This is a genomic window from Photobacterium salinisoli (genome assembly GCF_003614885.1).
Lineage (GTDB): Bacteria > Pseudomonadota > Gammaproteobacteria > Enterobacterales > Vibrionaceae > Photobacterium > Photobacterium salinisoli.
Map to the genome: position 1 here is coordinate 76,372 of NZ_QZMS01000014.1, position 17,318 is coordinate 93,689.

Annotated in this window: 13 protein-coding genes and 5 tRNA genes; 12 read left to right on the forward strand and 6 right to left on the reverse strand. The window is 53.6% G+C overall.

Translation table 11 applies throughout. The features are described 5' to 3' along the window. Positions 1–13: 13 nt before the first annotated feature. The 5 genes from D6M16_RS19400 to rsgA form a co-directional block, all read right to left on the reverse strand. Positions 14–901, reverse strand: a complete 888-nt coding sequence (locus D6M16_RS19400; RefSeq protein ID WP_120513567.1) for a DMT family transporter — start codon at positions 899–901, stop codon at positions 14–16. Positions 902–1,049: 148 nt separating this feature from the next. Next, a complete protein-coding gene (locus D6M16_RS19405; protein WP_120513568.1) occupies positions 1,050–2,933 on the reverse strand; it encodes a methyl-accepting chemotaxis protein in 1,884 nt (627 codons plus the stop codon). A gap of 174 nt (positions 2,934–3,107) precedes the next feature. Next, entirely contained in the window at positions 3,108–4,529 is a 1,422-nt protein-coding gene (locus D6M16_RS19410) for an SLC13 family permease (protein ID WP_120513612.1), read from the reverse strand. 145 nt (positions 4,530–4,674) lie between these two features. After that, positions 4,675–5,577 carry an archaetidylserine decarboxylase gene (gene asd / locus D6M16_RS19415; RefSeq protein ID WP_120513569.1) on the reverse strand — a complete coding sequence of 301 codons (903 nt, stop codon included), beginning with the start codon at positions 5,575–5,577 and terminating at the stop codon, positions 4,675–4,677. Between the two features lie 152 nt (positions 5,578–5,729). Beyond that, on the reverse strand, positions 5,730–6,782 hold the full coding sequence (gene rsgA, locus D6M16_RS19420) for a small ribosomal subunit biogenesis GTPase RsgA (RefSeq protein WP_120513570.1): 1,053 nt from the start codon (positions 6,780–6,782) through the stop codon (positions 5,730–5,732). An 80-nt stretch (positions 6,783–6,862) separates the two neighbouring features. Between rsgA and orn the strand changes: the two genes are divergently transcribed. The 6 genes from orn to D6M16_RS19450 all read left to right on the forward strand — a co-directional run bounded on the left by orn (position 6,863) and on the right by D6M16_RS19450 (position 8,108). Next, complete coding sequence (orn, locus tag D6M16_RS19425; RefSeq protein ID WP_120513571.1) at positions 6,863–7,408, forward strand: oligoribonuclease; 546 nt, start codon at positions 6,863–6,865, stop codon at positions 7,406–7,408. A 130-nt stretch (positions 7,409–7,538) separates the two neighbouring features. Continuing rightward, positions 7,539–7,615 (forward strand) — tRNA-Met (locus D6M16_RS19430). 40 nt (positions 7,616–7,655) lie between these two features. Further along, positions 7,656–7,731 (forward strand) — tRNA-Gly (locus D6M16_RS19435). Positions 7,732–7,789: 58 nt separating this feature from the next. Then, a tRNA-Met gene (locus tag D6M16_RS19440) sits at positions 7,790–7,866 on the forward strand. Between the two features lie 22 nt (positions 7,867–7,888). Further along, positions 7,889–7,964 (forward strand) — tRNA-Gly (locus tag D6M16_RS19445). Between the two features lie 53 nt (positions 7,965–8,017). Further along, a tRNA-Gly gene (locus D6M16_RS19450) sits at positions 8,018–8,108 on the forward strand. Positions 8,109–8,893: 785 nt separating this feature from the next. Here the strand turns inward: D6M16_RS19450 and queG are convergent. After that, positions 8,894–10,024, reverse strand: coding sequence for a tRNA epoxyqueuosine(34) reductase QueG (gene queG / locus D6M16_RS19455; protein ID WP_120513572.1), 1,131 nt, complete (start codon positions 10,022–10,024; stop codon positions 8,894–8,896). 195 nt (positions 10,025–10,219) lie between these two features. Here queG and D6M16_RS19460 point away from each other — a divergent pair, with 195 nt between their 5' ends. The 6 genes from D6M16_RS19460 to hfq all read left to right on the forward strand — a co-directional run bounded on the left by D6M16_RS19460 (position 10,220) and on the right by hfq (position 17,316). Then, the gene (locus tag D6M16_RS19460; protein WP_120513573.1) at positions 10,220–11,725 is read left to right on the forward strand and encodes an NAD(P)H-hydrate dehydratase; all 1,506 of its coding nucleotides are present in this window, start codon (positions 10,220–10,222) and stop codon (positions 11,723–11,725) included. A 14-nt stretch (positions 11,726–11,739) separates the two neighbouring features. Continuing rightward, positions 11,740–12,204 (forward strand): tRNA (adenosine(37)-N6)-threonylcarbamoyltransferase complex ATPase subunit type 1 TsaE, encoded by a 465-nt coding sequence (tsaE, locus tag D6M16_RS19465; RefSeq protein WP_120513574.1) that lies wholly within the window; start codon positions 11,740–11,742, stop codon positions 12,202–12,204. A 4-nt stretch (positions 12,205–12,208) separates the two neighbouring features. After that, entirely contained in the window at positions 12,209–13,921 is a 1,713-nt protein-coding gene (locus tag D6M16_RS19470) for an N-acetylmuramoyl-L-alanine amidase (RefSeq protein ID WP_120513575.1), read from the forward strand. A gap of 14 nt (positions 13,922–13,935) precedes the next feature. Beyond that, complete coding sequence (gene mutL, locus D6M16_RS19475; protein WP_120513576.1) at positions 13,936–16,035, forward strand: DNA mismatch repair endonuclease MutL; 2,100 nt, start codon at positions 13,936–13,938, stop codon at positions 16,033–16,035. Continuing rightward, a complete protein-coding gene (gene miaA / locus D6M16_RS19480; protein ID WP_120513577.1) occupies positions 16,028–16,963 on the forward strand; it encodes a tRNA (adenosine(37)-N6)-dimethylallyltransferase MiaA in 936 nt (311 codons plus the stop codon). Before mutL ends, miaA begins: the two co-directional genes overlap by 8 nt. A gap of 86 nt (positions 16,964–17,049) precedes the next feature. Then, on the forward strand, positions 17,050–17,316 hold the full coding sequence (gene hfq / locus D6M16_RS19485) for an RNA chaperone Hfq (RefSeq protein ID WP_027254057.1): 267 nt from the start codon (positions 17,050–17,052) through the stop codon (positions 17,314–17,316). Positions 17,317–17,318: the final 2 nt, after the last annotated feature.

Genomic DNA, 17,318 nt, shown 5'->3' on the forward strand with positions numbered 1-17,318 from the left:
GGGCCGCCCAGTATCAGATACTGAGAATCAAGCCGGTGCCGATGACAGCCAGCAGTGCGCCAAGCCAGGCGGCGCCCGGCGGTCGGTGCCGGGTGTATATCCACAGCAGCGGCAGAATCATGATAGGGGTGGTGGAGGATAACAGCGCCACCATACCCACATCGCCGTGCTGCAGGGCAAACAGAATCAGCGTCATCCCTACGGCCATGGCCAGAAAACCATTCAGGGCAACCATACCGAAGATCGGCAGGTTGATCGGTTGAAGGGGTTTGGCAAGGCTGGCGCCACTGAGGCGCAGCACACTGTGGGCGCCGAATGCCGTTGCCATGCGCATGGCCGAAGCGGCTACCGGATCCAGCGCGGTTTGCATCGCGGGTTTAGCGATAATCGCGCCCAGTGACTGACACAGTGCCGCCGTCAAGCCCAGCACCACCGCAACGGCTAAACTGCCGGTGATGGCTTCTATCTGATGCTTCTGGCTTTTCTGGCCGAACATAATGGCCGTCACCACACCGGCAAACACCAGCAGCGCCCCGACCAGTTTCCAGCCCAGTAAGGTTTCATCAAACAGCCAGATGCCAAGCAGCGCCGAGAAGACCGCATGGCAGGAAAACAACAGGCCGCCCCGGCGTGGGCCAATCCGGTTGAAGCAGGCAAACAGCGCAGTATCACCGATAAAAATACCAATCAGTCCGGACAATGCCATCACCAACGCCAGATCCAGTGTCAGACTGGCCCAGCCACCATTGATGAGTGCCATAGCGGACAGCATCACTGTGACGCAAGCCATGCGCCAGCGGCTGTAGGCAAAGGCGCCGAGATGGCGTGAAGGTGTGACGGAGATTAAACTGCTGATGGCCCACAACAGAGCGGCGGCCAGCGCCAGCCATTCGTAACCCATGGATATCCTTATTCGAAAGCACTGCGAGGCAGTTTGTTATGCTGAGTGGTCGCATATCATGCAGCAAAGCGGCGGAAAATGGTATCGGCAGATGAGGGCAACGGCGGGCACGGCCAGCCGGAACTGGCTGACCGCGCGCGTGACGGGGTTAAATCTTAAAGCGTGAGGCGTCGTCGCGCATCGCTTTTGCCGCCTGATTCATACCCTGGGCACTTTGGCTGACTTCCTGCGTCTGGATGGCCAGATGATCAGAGACATCGCGGATCGCCTGGGTGTTGCGGCTGATATCTTCACTCACCGCACGCTGCTCTTCTGCCGCGCTGGCAATTTGGGTGGCCATTTCAGAAATCTCGGCGATGGACTGGGTGATCTGGCTCAGGCTGTCGCTGGCGGCCTGGGCGTAATCCACACTTTGCCCGGCCAGCTCTGTACTGGCGCCCATGCTGTCAACGGCCTGGCGGGTATTGCCCTGCAGCGTGTCAATCATGGCCCGGATCTCTTCCGTCGAGTCGTGCGTGCGCTGACTCAGCACTCTGACTTCATCGGCCACCACCGCAAACCCACGGCCCTGTTCACCGGCCCGGGCTGCTTCAATGGCGGCATTGAGCGCCAGCAAGTTAGTCTGCTCGGCAATACCCTGAATGGTGGCCAGTATATGGTTGATGTTCTGCGCATTGGCTTCCAGTGTCTGGATGACAGTGGCGGCATCCTGAACCTGGTTGGCCAGTGACATGATAGCCTGGCGGTTTTGGCTGATCACCGTCTGACCCTGTTCGCATGCACTGGTCGAAGTCTGGGCCGCGGACGCGGTCAGCTCAGCGTGGCTCGCTACTTCGGCAGCTGTGGCCGACATCTGGTGTATGGCGGTGGCAATTTGATTGATTTCATTCTGCTGACCGTGTACCCGCTCTGAGGCCTGACGGGCCTGGTGAAACGACTGCTCAGCCTGTTCGCCCAGGGTGTGTGAGCGGGACACTATACCTTTGATCATCTGCTGCAGCTGGCTGAGGAACAGGTTCATGTTCTCTGCCAGCTCGCCGACCTCATCCATGCGCTGGATCGCAATCCGCTGGGTCAAATCACCATTGCCCTGGGTCAGTGCATGCACCGAGCGATTGAGTTCACTGAGCGGACGCAACAGGCTGTTAATGATCCAGCCTGCCAGCAGTGCGATGACCACATACACCAGCAAGGAGGCGATCAGGGTAAAGGACAGGGTTTTCCCTATGGCCGCATACGCCAGATCTTTATCCTCAATGATACCCACCGACCAGTCAGTACCGGCGATCGGCGAGACAAAGATCAACTTATCTTTGCCGTCTTGATCGAAATGGAACTCTGCGACTTGCTGGCTACCGGTAAGATTGCGGATGAAGCCTGAGGAGAGATCGTTATCTAATTGGGTTAATGGCTGACGGCTCAGCGAAGTATCCTGATAAGCGACCAGCGTATTGTTGCCGTCGACCAGAAAAGCGCTGCCCGCGTTGTCCAGCGTCAGGCTGAGAATTTTGTCGATAATGTGGGTGACGGTAAGGTCGGCGGCCAGTACACCGCGGCGTTCACCGTTGAATGAACGGGCGAAGCTCACCACCAGGCTGCCATCAAAATCCTGATAGGGTTCGGTCAGAATCAGCTGACTGGACTTGCTCGCGTCCTGATACCAGGGGCGGGTGCGGGGATCATAGTCAGCGGGCCAGTCTTCCGTTTTATCGCCATAGGCAATGCTGCCGTCGCTGAAACCGGCATAGACAGACAAAAAGTTGCCGGCGCGTTTGGTCAGCAGCAGCTCTCTGTCGATATTATAATCGGCGGCAATCAGCGGCAGGTTGGCTAATACCATATCGCGGCGGGTAGCCAGCCAGTCGGCAATGTAATCGCTGGTGGCCGCGCCGGCGGCACGCATCTGGGCATTGACTTCGTTGGTGGTTTCGCTGCGAAGCTGGGTGACTGAAATACCAGCCTGGATAGCACTGACAGTGGCTATAATGGCCGCAATGGCCACTTGTATTTTCATTTTTATCGTGAATTTCATACTGCAATCCCGAGTTCGTTCCCTGACTTTGTTTTGCTGTTAAAAGCGTGGGCAGAAGTAAATAGTGAGTCACTCGGAATTATCAGCGAATCTGATGTTTGCTTTATGCCTAATTGTGCAGTCCATTGTTAGGATGTGATCATGATGCCAGAATTATGCTCTTGCTGGGTTGAGTTACACGGATAAAGCCATTAATGCTGCCAGGTACAGAACCGACAGGCCGCTGAGGCCGACCAGTACCCCCACTTTCATCATATCGCGACTATCAATCAGGCCGGTGGAGTAGGCCAGTGAATTGGGTGGGGTTGAAACGGGAAGCACCATGCCTAGCGAGGCAGAGAAAGCCAGCATGATCAGCATGGCAGTCAATCCTCCCGCACCGGCTAACGAGGGAACCGAAGTTGCAATCGCGGCCCCGATGGGCATCAGCAGGTTGGCAGTTGCCGTATTAGACATAAAATTGGCCATCAGCCAGCATAATACCGAGAGCATGATCAGAATCAGCAGGGACGGCAGGCTGGCGTAGTCAATTGCGTGGGCCAGTTGTCCGGCCAGCCCGGTCTGCTCGAGCGCCATGCCAATGGCTATCCCGCCGGCTACCAGCCACAGCACATCCCAGTTAAAGAGTTTCAGCTCTTCTTTGCCTATGATGCCTGTCAGTGCGAAGACTGTCAGCGGGATCAGGGCGACGACATAGGCATTCATACCGTGCCAGGCCGTTGTCAGCCAGAGCACAATGGTCAATCCGAACGTCAGATAGACCACCCAGGCTTGCCAGCCGCGCTGAAACTGCCCTTCCAGCTGTAAATCCAGGGTGTGATGCCGGGTAGGAAAAAGCCGCTGCAGCAGCCACCATGCCAGCGCAAGCTGCACTAAGACAAACGGCAGACCAAACGCCATCCAGCCGAGAAAACTGATGCTGTGTTCATCGCTCAGATATTGTAAGGCAATGGCATTGGGCGGTGTGCCGATCGGGGTGGCAATACCGCCTGTGTTGGCGGCAACCGGTATCGCCAGTACCAGTGCTTTGATGCTGCTGTCTTCTTTGGGAACCGCTGCCAGGATAGGCACCAGCAACGCCAGCATCATGACAGTAGTGGCGGTATTGGACATAAACATGGAAAAGGCCGCTGTGATAAGCATCAGCCCCAGCATGATATAGCGTGGTTGCGAGCCAAAGGGCTTTAACAGAACACGGGCCAGATTGGTGTCCAGCCGATACTTGGCGGCGGCAATCGCCAGGGCAAAGCCACCGAGAAACAGCATGATGATCGGCGACGCAAAGGCGTGGAAAATATCGGTGTAGGCAATGAACTGACCCAGCGGGGTGGCGTCTGCCGGTTGACGGAAAAACAGCAGACTCTGATCGGAGAGCATGACAAGTTGCAGCACAATGATCAGCAGGGAGGTCGCATAGACAGGCACCGGCTCTAATACCCAGAGCAGTGCAGCCATCACGAAAATGGCCAGTAACCTGTGCTGCACCAGCGTCAGCTCACCCAGCGGCAGCGAGGGCGTCGGTACCTGCAGCAGGGCAAAGGGCAGGCCAAAGGCAATCAGTAATTTCAGCAGTAGCGATAGCGATGTTTCCCGCATGTCCGGTGCTCTGTATAAAAAGGGCACGGACAGCATAGCATTCTCAATGAGATGCATATGGCGGGTGAGATCAAAATATCGGATCAAAAAAGGGACGAATCCGTCCCTTTTTTGTCAATCAGCATTAGCGGTATTAGCGGTGCTGTTAAGCGTCGCTGTTGTCAGCCACCGGCTCTGTGACTGACTGTGCAGTCAGACGGGCATAGGCCTCACCCATACGGGTAGCAACATTGGGCGCCAGATTGTCGGCAAAGGTCACCATCTGTTTCGGGAACAGGTTGATGACAGTTGATCCCAGTTTAAAACGGCCCATTTCCTGGCCTTTCTTGAGAGTGACGGCCTGCACGCCTTCAGCCGGGTAATCCCAGCGACGGACAACAGGGCCGCGTGGCGGTGCAATTGTGCCAGCCCATACTGTTTCAATACTGCCAACAATGGTGGCCCCTACCAGAACTTGAGCAACCGGGCCGAATTCCGTATCAAAGATACAGACCACGCGCTCATTACGGGCAAACAGGTTGGGTACATTTTCCGCGGTCAGCGGATTGACAGAAAACAGATCACCCGGAATGTAGATCATCTGGCGCAGGGTGCCGTCACATGGCATGTGTACGCGGTGATAATCTCGCGGAGACAAATACAGAGTGGCGAAACTCCCGTCAGCAAATTCTTCTGCCAGCGCCTGATCGCCGCCCAGCAGTTCAACGGCGTCGTAGTAATGCCCCTTGGCCTGAATCAGCTGGCCTTTTTCAATCGGGCCCAGCTGGCTGACACAGGCATCTGCCGGGTGACAGAATACCGTTGCGTCGTCGTTCAACGGACGGGCATCCTCTTTGAGTTCGCGCACGAAGAAATCGTTGAAAGTGGCGTAAGACGCTGGGTCTTCGTTACGGGCTTCTGCCATATCCACTTTATAGCGGTTGATAAACCAGCGGATCACCGCTGTGGTGACAAAGCCACCTTTCAGGTCGGCAAGTTTACCGGCCAGTCGGGTCAGGGCATGTTTGGGCGCGCAGTATTGCAGGCCAATTTTCAGATTATCGCTCACAATAAGATTCCGATTACTCTATAAATCAATAACTTGGTTCTTCGCCATCAGTGGCGCTGACCCGAGCCGCGGATTCTACCTGATTTCAGAAATGAAGTCAGGTGAGCGCTCGCGAAGAGGGAGCCAGCTCGCAGTTGATGACCCAGGTTCGTTTAATTTTGTTTATTCCGGGAAAACTGGCGGTTAGCAACGTTTTCCGACATGCTTTCAATGATTTTATGGTAGCTGTCGAAGCGTTCCTGACTAATTTTTCCGTCTTGTAATGCTTCGCGCAGTAAGCAACCCGGATCGTCTTTGTGTTTACAGTCGCGGAATTTACAACCGCCCAGGTAACGACGAAATTCGACAAAAGCATTAGTCACCTGCTCTGGCTCCAGGTGCCACAGGCCGAATTCGCGAACCCCGGGTGAATCTATCAGATCTCCGCCCTCAGCAAAGTGGTACAGACGCGCTGCTGTGGTGGTGTGCTGGCCTAATCCCGAGTTCTCCGACACATCGCCGATCTCTGCATCCACGTCCGGCATCAGGGCATTGACCAGGCTGGATTTCCCCACCCCGGATTGACCCGCAAAGATATTGACGTGATCTTTCAGATCCGCTTTCAGTGCCGCTAAACCTTCTCCTGTCATGGTGCTGACATAACGTACTTGATAGCCGATCGCTTGGTACAGCGACAAGGAACGCTCGACCTGCTGACGGGTGGCGTCATCGAGCAAATCGACTTTGTTCAGCACAATCAGTGGCTCGATTTCCACTGTCTCAGCAGCCACCAGATAGCGGTCGATAATGTTCAGTGACAGCTCAGGCAGCACGGAAGAGACGATGATGATGCGGTTAACATTGGCCGCCACCGGCTTAACCCCATCGTAGTAATCCGGGCGGGTCAGCACCGAAGTTCGTTCATGGACTGCCTCGACCACACCGGCGATGCCCTGAAGGGCTTCAACACCGGGCCGCCAGACAACGCGATCTCCAGAAACCAGGCTCTGAATACTGCGACGCAGGTTACAGCGGTGGATGGTGCCTGTTTCCGGATCTTCAATATCGGCATGCTGGCCGAATCGGGTGATCACCAAGCCTTCACGGGCATTCTCCAGCAGGGCTTCATCCCATTGGATATCTTCCATGCCCTTAGTCAGGCGCTTATTTTGGTTAGAGCGGACACGTCGGCTCTGACCTTTAGTTAACTTTTTCTTTTTTGCCACAAGAATATCGTTCTGTTTGGTTGGCTTTCATTTCAGGCTAAGTATGATACATGCTTTAGTCATCAAATAGGCAAATTCCAATGACAATCAGCGATCAGAACCTGATTTGGATCGATCTGGAAATGACAGGTCTGGATCCCGATACACACAAAATCATTGAAATTGCGACCATAGTGACCGATGCCCAGCTCAATATTCTGGCCGAGGGACCGGTACTGGCAATTCATCAGCCGCCAGCGGAACTGGCCAAGATGGACGACTGGTGCACCAATACTCATACCCATAGTGGCCTGGTTACCCGGGTGCAGCAAAGTCAGGTTGATGAGCAGGAAGCCGTACGTCAGACCATCGCATTTCTGGAACAATGGGTGCCTAAGGGCGCATCGCCTATTTGCGGTAACAGCATAGGTCAGGATCGTCGTTTCCTTTATAGGCACATGCCGGAATTAGAACAATACTTCCATTATAGGTATCTGGATGTCAGCACACTGAAAGAGCTGACCCGTCGCTGGAAGCCTGAGCTGTTGGATAACTTCCATAAGCAGGGTTCTCATCTGGCGCTGGATGATATTCGTGAATCGATTGCTGAACTGCGTTTCTATCGTGAGCAGATCTTTAAAATTTGATGCTTTAATGAACGGTTGAGCGGGAAGGCGGAGATTTTTACTCAGAACTATTGCATCCGCCTGTTTTCCTCGTATAATGCGCAGCCTCGAAAGGCAATAATGTTTCAGTTTGCTTTTCAGTGTTTTCGGACGCGGGGTGGAGCAGCTTGGTAGCTCGTCGGGCTCATAACCCGAAGGTCGTTGGTTCAAATCCAGCCCCCGCAACCAAAGATTACAAGATGGCTTGATTACTATCAGGTTATCAAATGCGACACTAGCTCAGTTGGTAGAGCGCAACCTTGCCAAGGTTGAGGTCACGAGTTCGAACCTCGTGTGTCGCTCCAGCTTTCTTTGCTTGAAGAAAAGCGGTTGTCATCGTACCTGACGGTGAAACAATACGGACGCGGGGTGGAGCAGCCTGGTAGCTCGTCGGGCTCATAACCCGAAGGTCGTCGGTTCAAATCCGGCCCCCGCAACCAATTTTCTTTTTTAAGAAAATATGCGACACTAGCTCAGTTGGTAGAGCGCAACCTTGCCAAGGTTGAGGTCACGAGTTCGAACCTCGTGTGTCGCTCCAGATTCTTAGCTTGAAAAAGCGAGTTGTCATCGTACTCAACGATGAAAATTGATGCGACACTAGCTCAGTTGGTAGAGCGCAACCTTGCCAAGGTTGAGGTCACGCCCAGTTCCTTGACGATCAGGAACCTCGTGTGTCGCTCCAAATTTCCTACTTGATAGGAAGATCACAGCTTAGAACATTGAAAGCTGTAGAATCATGCAACCATTACTGTGAAGTAATAGTCTTTGAGGTCAGAGCTTTGCCTCGCGAGGTTCTATCGGACGAAGTCCAGACCACCTCAAGCTTACATAAGTATCAGTAAGCTGAAACCAACATCATCCCAAATCAGTTAAGACAGCCGAAAGGTTGTTTTTTTGTCTGAGAATAAGATGCTCTGTATTCCCATACTGAGAAGTATTGGCGACCATCAATGATGACAGTCAATGTTGTTTAGCCAATATAGGCTACACTACAACCTTGTCTGCACGTCAAATCAGCCCCAGAGCGCATGCGTGTGAATACGCTGGGTCTGCTGCAATTCAAATTAAATTCTGCATTTGCATCATCTAATGCACAGAGTTATCCACATTGTTTTCGTTGTGGATAAGTCGGTTGATTAGTTGTGCTGTCTATCTGTGCATAACTCTGTGCATTTAAATAATTATCCCCATTATCAACAGAAAATTAATCTTTTTTTGATTGTTTAACTTGTTGTTTTGTATGCGTTTAATTGTGGATTTTTCAAAGTTGTGAACAGGGTGATCATATAATGATCATGGTGAATAACATTCTTAAATCAAACAGCTTCAGCTTGTGCTTAATAACCAGTGTTCATAACCAAAATGGTGCAAATGAAATTGTTTTCCACATACAAAAAAGGCTGATCGGGATCGCGTTTTGTAGCCCGTGAATCACCCTCAAAGGGCGGTGGCGCGTGGTGGCTGCTTTCAGGCGTCTCGGGGAAGCCCTTTTTCGACGATACGGATCAGCCGCTTGGTTTTATTGGCCACAACATCGACACGGGCTTCATCCCGGCTGGCTATTTGACGACGGATTGACCAGTCAAGGTGTTCATCCAGCATGCTGTCCAACCCTTTGCGTTCAATCAAGGCGTTAAGCAGTGCCGGTGTGTAGGGAGCATTGCCAATGGCGACACTGATATTACGTAGCCATTTGAGGTGGCCGATGCGCCGAATGGGCGAACCTTCAGTGTTTTTCAGAAATGTGGTTTCATCCCAGAGGAATAATGTCAGTAGATCTTGCTGATAAAGCTGCGGCCTGCAGTGGTAATCCGGTTCATCCGTAATCGCCGATTCTCGGTTGTAAGGGCACACCAATTGGCAGTCATCGCAGCCGTAAATCCGGTTACCCATGGCTTCGCGAAATTCTTCCGGGATAGGGCCATCCAGCTCAATCGTTAGATAGGAAATGCAACGACGTGCATCGACCACACCTTCAGCGACAATGGCCTGAGTCGGGCAACTGGTGATGCAGGCGACACACTTGCCGCATTGATTATCAACAGGTTCATCTGTGGGCAATGGCAAATCAATCAAGAGTTCACCGAGAAAGAACCAGGAACCTGCGTCCTCACTTAATATGAGGGAATGTTTTCCCGTCCAGCCTAAGCCGGCTTTTTCCGCGAGCGGGCGCTCCAGAATGGGGGCTGAATCGACAAAAGGCCGGTAGCCAAAAGCCCCGGCAGCCTGTTCGATTTTCTGGCCCAGCTGTTTGAGGCGGTTACGGACAAGCTTATGATAATCACGGCCGAGGGCATAACGGCTGATATAGGCTTTCTCGGGCTGTTTCAGGGTTTGAGCAAAACCGGCTTCCGGTGGCAGGTAGTTCATCCTGGCACTGATGACTCTGACCGTTCCGGGCAATAATTCAGCCGGGCGGGCCCGCATCATGCCATGGCGGGCCATCCAGTCCATCTCTCCGTGATAACCGGCATCCAGCCAGCGTTGCAGCTGTGCCTCGTGCTTTGACAAATCAACATCGCAGATGCCGACATGCTGAAACCCCAGGTCTTTACCCCATTGTTTTATGTCGTTAGCGAGTTGTTGATAGTCGAGCATGATGTTACTGCCGTCTGATATAGGAATTGGGGGCCGGAGTGTAGCACAGTTCGCACAGTGAAAAATAATTGGCGATGGCGAAAAATACGGCACTGATTGTTGTGCCCAGAAACGCTTTTCGGCACTATTTTAAAGTATATGCCCAGTATGGTGTGCTTTGATAAGCAGACGCAGAGCTAAGGAAATCGTGCCGACATGACAGATTCTTCGTTACCCAGATCCGCTTATCGGGCTGAGCAGGTCAGGCTGGGTGAAAAGCAGGCGGCGCAACAGCTGGGCTGGCCTATGTATCAGCTAATGGAAAACGCAGGGTTAGCGGTATTTGACTGCCTTCAGCATTACTATTCTGCGGCCAAACATGTGCTGGTGTGTTGCGGTGGCGGTAACAATGGCGGTGACGGTTATGTGGTTGCCCGTCTGGCACGTGACGCGGGATTAAACGTCACCGTGTGGCAGTTGGGGGAGACCTCCCGTTTACAGGGAGATGCGGCGCTGGCCCGGGATGCCTGGCTGGCCTGTGGAGGCAAGATAGACACTCCAAAGGCAGATATTGAACTATCGGTTGATGTGATTATTGATGCCATTCTGGGGACGGGGTTGTCCGGTGCCGTGCGTGATAACGCTGCCGCACTGATAAAAACGCTGAACGCTGCCGGTAGACCTGTTATTTCTGTAGATATTCCGTCGGGCTTGTGTGCTGATACTGGCCAGATATTAGGTGAAACGGTGAAAGCCTGGCAGACAGTCACCTTTATTGGCATGAAAAGAGGGTTGCTGACCGGGCAGGCCGCCTTGTACCGGGGGGAGTTACTCTTTGCCGGGCTGGGCGTAGCCAGGATGCTGGAGCAACTGCAACCGGCCGGTACCAGAGTGATTGATCAACATGACATCGCCGCCATGTTGCCTCCGCGCATGCGGACAGCCCATAAAGGCAGTTACGGCCGGGTACTGTGCCTGGGAGGCGAACAGGGCATGGGCGGTGCGATTCGTCTGGCATCTGAAGCCTGTGCCAGAGTGGGCGCTGGCCTGACGGCGGCCGTCACACATACTGACAATGTGCTGGCAATTGTCGCTGCGCGTCCTGAGATAATGGCTCAGGGCTGGCAACCGGGCCTTGACCAGGCTCATCAGCAGCTCAACAGCCGAATTGGCTGGGCCGATGTTGTAGTATTAGGTCCCGGCCTCGGTCAGGGCGGATGGGGACAAGCACTCTATGCCAGCCACAGTGTGGTGCGACAGGATCAGTCACTGGTGCTGGATGCAGATGGATTGAACTTATTGGCTCAGACACCAGACTATAAAGAGAACCGTATTTTGACGCCTCACCCTGGTGAAGCCGCCCGATTACTCAATCTGACAGTTGCAGACGTCGAAGCCGATCGTTTTGCGGCTGCGGAACAGATCCAAGGTCGTTATGGCGGGGTTGTGGTGCTGAAAGGCGCTGGCACTGTGGTGTATGATGGCCGGCAGCATTATGTCTGCCTGGCCGGAAATCCCGGTATGGCGACGGGTGGAATGGGGGATGTGCTGGCAGGACTGATTGGTGGACTGCTGGCGCAGGGACTGACGCTATCGCAAGCTGGCCGGGCTGGAGTGTGGATTCACAGCCGGGCGGCGGATCTGGCTGCAGAGTCAGGGGAACGTGGCTTGCTGGCCGGTGATCTCTTTGCGTATATTCGACAATTGATAAATCTAAGATAAAGATAACGACAACAATGCAGACATTGAATATTGTGTTGGCCGATGAAGCGGCAACGGTGGCCTTTGGTCAACAACTGGCTCAGGCCTGTGAGCGGCAGACGACGATTTACCTTCACGGTGATTTAGGTGCAGGTAAAACGACCTTTTGCCGGGGCTTTATCCGTGCGCTGGGCCATCAGGGTAATGTAAAAAGCCCGACCTATACCCTAGTGGAACCTTATGAACTGCCGCCCTGGCAGGTTTACCATTTTGACCTTTACCGTCTGGCCGATCCGGAAGAGCTGGAATTTATGGGTATCCGTGACTATTTCACCCCGGATGCCATCTGTCTGGTCGAATGGCCGGAAAAAGGCACCGGATTATTGCCGGCGCCGGATCTGGATATTGAACTTCGCTACGTAGATCAGCACCGTCAGGTTGAAGTGACGGCGAACAACGGCTACGGGATGGCATTGTTAAAGAAACTGGAGCAGAGTTGATTCAATGGGGTGGCGCAGAAGTTTTTCTTTGACGGTTTTTCTGGCCGGGGCAGTGAGCGGCTCAGCTCTGGCTAATGAGGTAGAAGGGATTCGTGTATGGCCAGCCCCGGATGAAACCCGGGTTGTACTGGACATGGAGGAAGAGCCGACTTTTACCTACTTTACGCTGACTAAACCTGATCGTCTGGTGATTGATCTGAAGGATACTTCGTTGAAATCGTCGCTGCCGGTTGTGGTCAAAGACAGCGATGTATTGACGAAAATTCGCAGCAGCAGCCCCCCGGAAACCGGGACATCCCGTCTGGTGTTTGAAACCCGCTCCACCACATCCCCCAAGATTTTTAAACTGCCGCCAACACCTGATGGGCATTACAGCCACCGTCTGGTACTGGATCTGCCGCATGCTGCTAAAACCGAAACCGTCAAATCGGCGGCCACGGGCAGTCAGGCAAAAGCGGTCGACAGTATTCATCTGCCTTACGGCAATGATGATATTATTGTGGCTATCGATGCCGGCCATGGTGGGGAAGACCCCGGCTCTATCGGGCCGAGCCGGAAATATGAAAAAAATGTCACTTTGCTCATTGCCCGTAAGGTGGCTGATCGTATTAATGCCACACCAGGCATGAAAGCGGTTATGACCCGTCGCGGGGATTACTTCGTCAATCTGAACAAACGATCGGAAATCGCCCGCAAGAATAAAGCGCATTTGCTGGTTTCTATCCATGCGGACGGCTTTCATAAACCGCAGCCGCAAGGGGCCTCTGTCTGGGTATTGAATACCCGCCGTGCCAATACAGAAATCGGCCGCTGGCTCGAACAGCACGAGAAGCAGTCTGAGTTGCTGGGTGGCGGCGATGTGCTGTCCGGCGGGCAGGACGATCAGTACCTCAGCATGGCGGTGCTGGATTTGCAGTTCAGCCATTCGCAAAAAGAAGGGTATGACGTTGCCAGCCGGGTACTGAACGAAATGGCCAAAGTGACTAAGCTGCATAAGTCGAAGCCCGAACATGCCAGCCTGGCGGTACTGAAATCGCCGGATATCCCTTCCCTGCTGGTTGAAACCGGGTTTATCACCAATCCGCGCGAAGAGCGTTTGCTCAACAGCACCAGCCACCAGAACAAGCTCTCAGAGGCGGTGTACAAGGGAGTGTTGTCCTATTTCAATGATAAACCACCGGAAGGGACATTGTTTGCAGCACGCAAACACGGTATCAAGCACAAAGTCGCCGGTGGCGAGTCATTGAGCGTGATCGCCGATAAATACAACTCGTCTGTACAGGCCATTCGTCAGATGAACCAACTGTCATCCAATGTGGTGAAAGTGGGCCAGATATTGCGCATTCCTGCCGGTAAAGCAGCCAGCCACAGCAGCGGCACCACGAACAGCAGTGCCGCCGTGGCCAGCATCACGCAAAGCACTGTGGTGCATACCGTGCAGCGGGGTGAGTTTTTGGGTAAGATCGCCAGCAAGTATAAAGTAACGGTCGACAGCATTCGTCAGGCTAACGCTTTGCGCTCAGATGAACTGGCCGTCGGTCAGAAGCTGAAAATTGCGGTTCAGCGCAAGCTGGTTGAGCATACTGTACGCCGCGGTGAGTTCCTCGGTAAAATTGCTGCCCATTATGGGGTCAGCGTCAGTAGTATCCGGCAAGCGAATCAGCTAAGCTCAGATACTCTGGCTGTGGGCCAGAAACTTAAAATTCCAAGCACTTAATTGCAGACCTGATTATGCCCATTCAGATATTACCTGCCAGGCTGGCTAACCAGATCGCCGCTGGTGAAGTAGTGGAACGCCCTGCTTCTGTAGTGAAAGAGCTGGTGGAAAACAGTCTGGATGCTGGCGCAACCCGAATTGAAATCGACATTGATAAAGGCGGCAGCCGCACCATTCGTATCCGTGATAACGGAGCGGGGATAGTGAAAGAAGAGCTGCAACTCGCGCTCAGCCGTCACGCCACGTCAAAAATCACGACGCTGGATGATCTGGAAGCGATCGCCAGTCTGGGTTTCAGGGGCGAGGCACTGGCCAGTATCAGCTCGGTTTCCCGTCTGACGCTGACCTCCCGTACTGAGGCGCAGCCGGAAGCCTGGTCGGCCTATGCCGAGGGGCGTGACATGACGGTGCAGCTCAAACCGGCTGCCCACCCGGTCGGGACGACAGTGGAAGTGCTGGATCTGTTTTTCAACACCCCGGCCCGCCGTAAATTTCTCCGCACCGAAAAAACCGAATTTGCCCATATTGATGAACTGCTCAAGCGCATTGCACTGAGTCGGTTTGATGCCAGTATACTGCTGCGTCATAACGGTAAACTGATCCGCCAATATCGTGCCGCAGAGACACAGGCGCAAAAAGAGCGTCGGCTGGCCGCCGTGTGCGGGCAGGGTTTTCTGCAACATGCGCTGTCACTGGAGCTGGGCCATGGCGATCTGCGCCTGTCTGGTTGGATCTGCACCCCGCAAGGGGCGCGGGCGCAGAACGATATTCAGTACTGTTACGTCAATGGCCGGATGATGAAGGATAAGCTGATCAATCATGCTATCCGTCAGGCCTTTGAAGGCGCCCTGGCCGCAGAACAGTACGCGGCTTACGTGCTGTTTATTGAGGTCGACCCGCACCAGGTGGATGTCAACGTTCACCCGGCAAAGCACGAGGTCCGCTTTCACCATGCCCGTCTGGTGCATGATTTTATCTATCAGGGCGTGCAAAGTGCATTGCAGCAGAGCGCGGATGAAACCTGCCAGTACTCGGCACCAGAGCGAGCATCGGCTCGTGGCGATGCCAGCCAGCCAGATGCTTATCAGATCAAGGAGCCAGCGCCGCTTGGCAGGCAGCCGGATCCGGAACTGGATGCTGACAGCTCGCGCGTCCCTTCTGCCAACGCCCTGGATGCTATTGCCAACACTCCGGCCTACCCGCGACAAGCGCCGGCAAAAGAATGGCGACTGAGTGATGAGTCTGTCACCTCAGCCCGCCCGGCCGGTCGCCCTGAGCAGGAGAGGGCCGCTGCTTCCTCAGCGTCACCCCGTCCTGCTGCCAGTGCGCGGAATCACTCGCCTCGGCAGTATGGCGGCGAACCGCCTTCCAAAGCGGAAGTCGCGGCCTATCAGGCATTGATGCAAACACAGGTCTCAGCGGCAGAACCTGAGCAGATACCACGGCAGCCGCAGAATACGCAACCAGACAACGCCTGGCGTGAAACGCCGCAAGCGGTCAAACGCGATCCGGTACTCAACAGCCAGCCGGAGCACGGACTGGGTAAAGCGCTGACCGTGATTGCTGAGCGTTATCTGCTGGTCAGTCATGGTGCTGATGTCGCTTTGTTATCGCTCTCAGAGGCAGATCAGCTGCGCATTAAAGGGCAGCTGCAATTTGCCCGTCATGACGGCCTTAAACCTCAGCCATTGCTGATCCCGCTCGTGATCCCAACCACGCAGCTGTTAAGCCAAAGCGCCGGACAGCACAGCGCGGTATTGCAGAAGCTGGGTATCCAGATCCGGGCAAAAGGGCAGGATAAACTGGTGATCCTGGCGGTGAGCCTGCCGCTTCGCCAACAGAACCTGCAAGTGTTGATCCCTGCGTTACTCGAGCAACTCAGCACGCTGTCAGAGGCCGGGGAACATCTGAGTCATACTGACTACTGGGACTCTTTACTGGACTGGTTATCCGCCGAACTGTCGGCTCACAGTGAACGCTTCAGCCTGTCTCAGGCCATAACTTTACTGGGTGAGCTTGAACAACTCTGGGGGAGTACCCTGGAATCTTATTATTCCCGGTTGCTGCGTCCGGTCGATTTGCAGCCGGCATTAGAAGCGTTTAAACATGACTAAATCTCTTCCACAGGCCATTTTTCTGATGGGGCCTACCGCGTCGGGAAAAACCGACCTGGCAATCCGTTTGCGTCAGCAGTTGCCTGTTGAATTAATCAGTGTCGACTCTGCACTGATTTACCGTGATATGAATATTGGTACCGCTAAACCGGATGCCGCTGAGCTGGCTCAGGCGCCGCATCGGCTGATCGATATTCGTGATCCGTCACAAAGTTATTCAGCCGCCGATTTTCGTGAAGATGCCCTCAAAGAAATGGCAGATATCGTGGCGGCTGGTCGCATTCCATTATTGGTTGGCGGCACTATGCTCTATTTTAAGGCTTTGCTGGAGGGGCTTTCGCCACTGCCTCAGGCAGATCCGGCTATTCGTGCTGAGATTGAGCAGCAAGCCCAGGAACAGGGTTGGCTGGCTTTGCATCAAGAATTGCAACAAATTGATCCCGTCTCTGCGACACGGATCCATCCAAATGATCCACAACGATTGTCGCGGGCATTGGAAGTTTTCCGAATTTCAGGTAAAACTTTAACTGAGTTGACCCAAACGCAGGGGGAAACATTACCTTACCAGGTACACCAATTTGCGATAACACCCATGGATAGGGCTATTCTGCATCAGAGGATCGAACAGCGCTTTGACAAGATGATCAAAGCAGGCTTTGAACAGGAAGTTCGAGCCTTGTATGAGCGGGGGGATCTGCATCCGGATCTCCCGTCGGTGCGCTGTGTTGGATACCGACAGATGTGGGATTACTTTGACGGTAATTGCACGTTGGATGACGCGGTTTTTCGCGGAATCTGTGCAACCCGTCAGTTAGCCAAGCGGCAGATTACCTGGCTTCGCAGCTGGAAAGCGCTGACTTGGTTGGATAGCAGTGATGTAGAGAAAGCGTTACAAACAGTCACAAACTCCGTTAGCCGTGAGGTTTGATTAACGTGTATACTCATCTCTGCTTTGCGTATTGTTTATTTTGTTCATTGAAACATACAACTACAAACAAATAAGGAAAAGAAAGAATGGCTAAGGGGCAATCTCTACAAGACCCGTTTTTGAATGCGCTGCGTCGTGAAAGAATCCCGGTTTCTATTTACTTGGTCAATGGTATTAAGCTCCAGGGGCAGATTGAGTCATTTGACCAGTTCGTTATCCTGCTGAAAAACACTGTCAACCAAATGGTGTACAAGCACGCTATCTCTACTGTCGTGCCGGCTCGCCCGGTCAATCATCACCATTCAGGTGATCGTCCGACAACAGAACGTGGCCAGGAAAAAACAGAAGAATAATA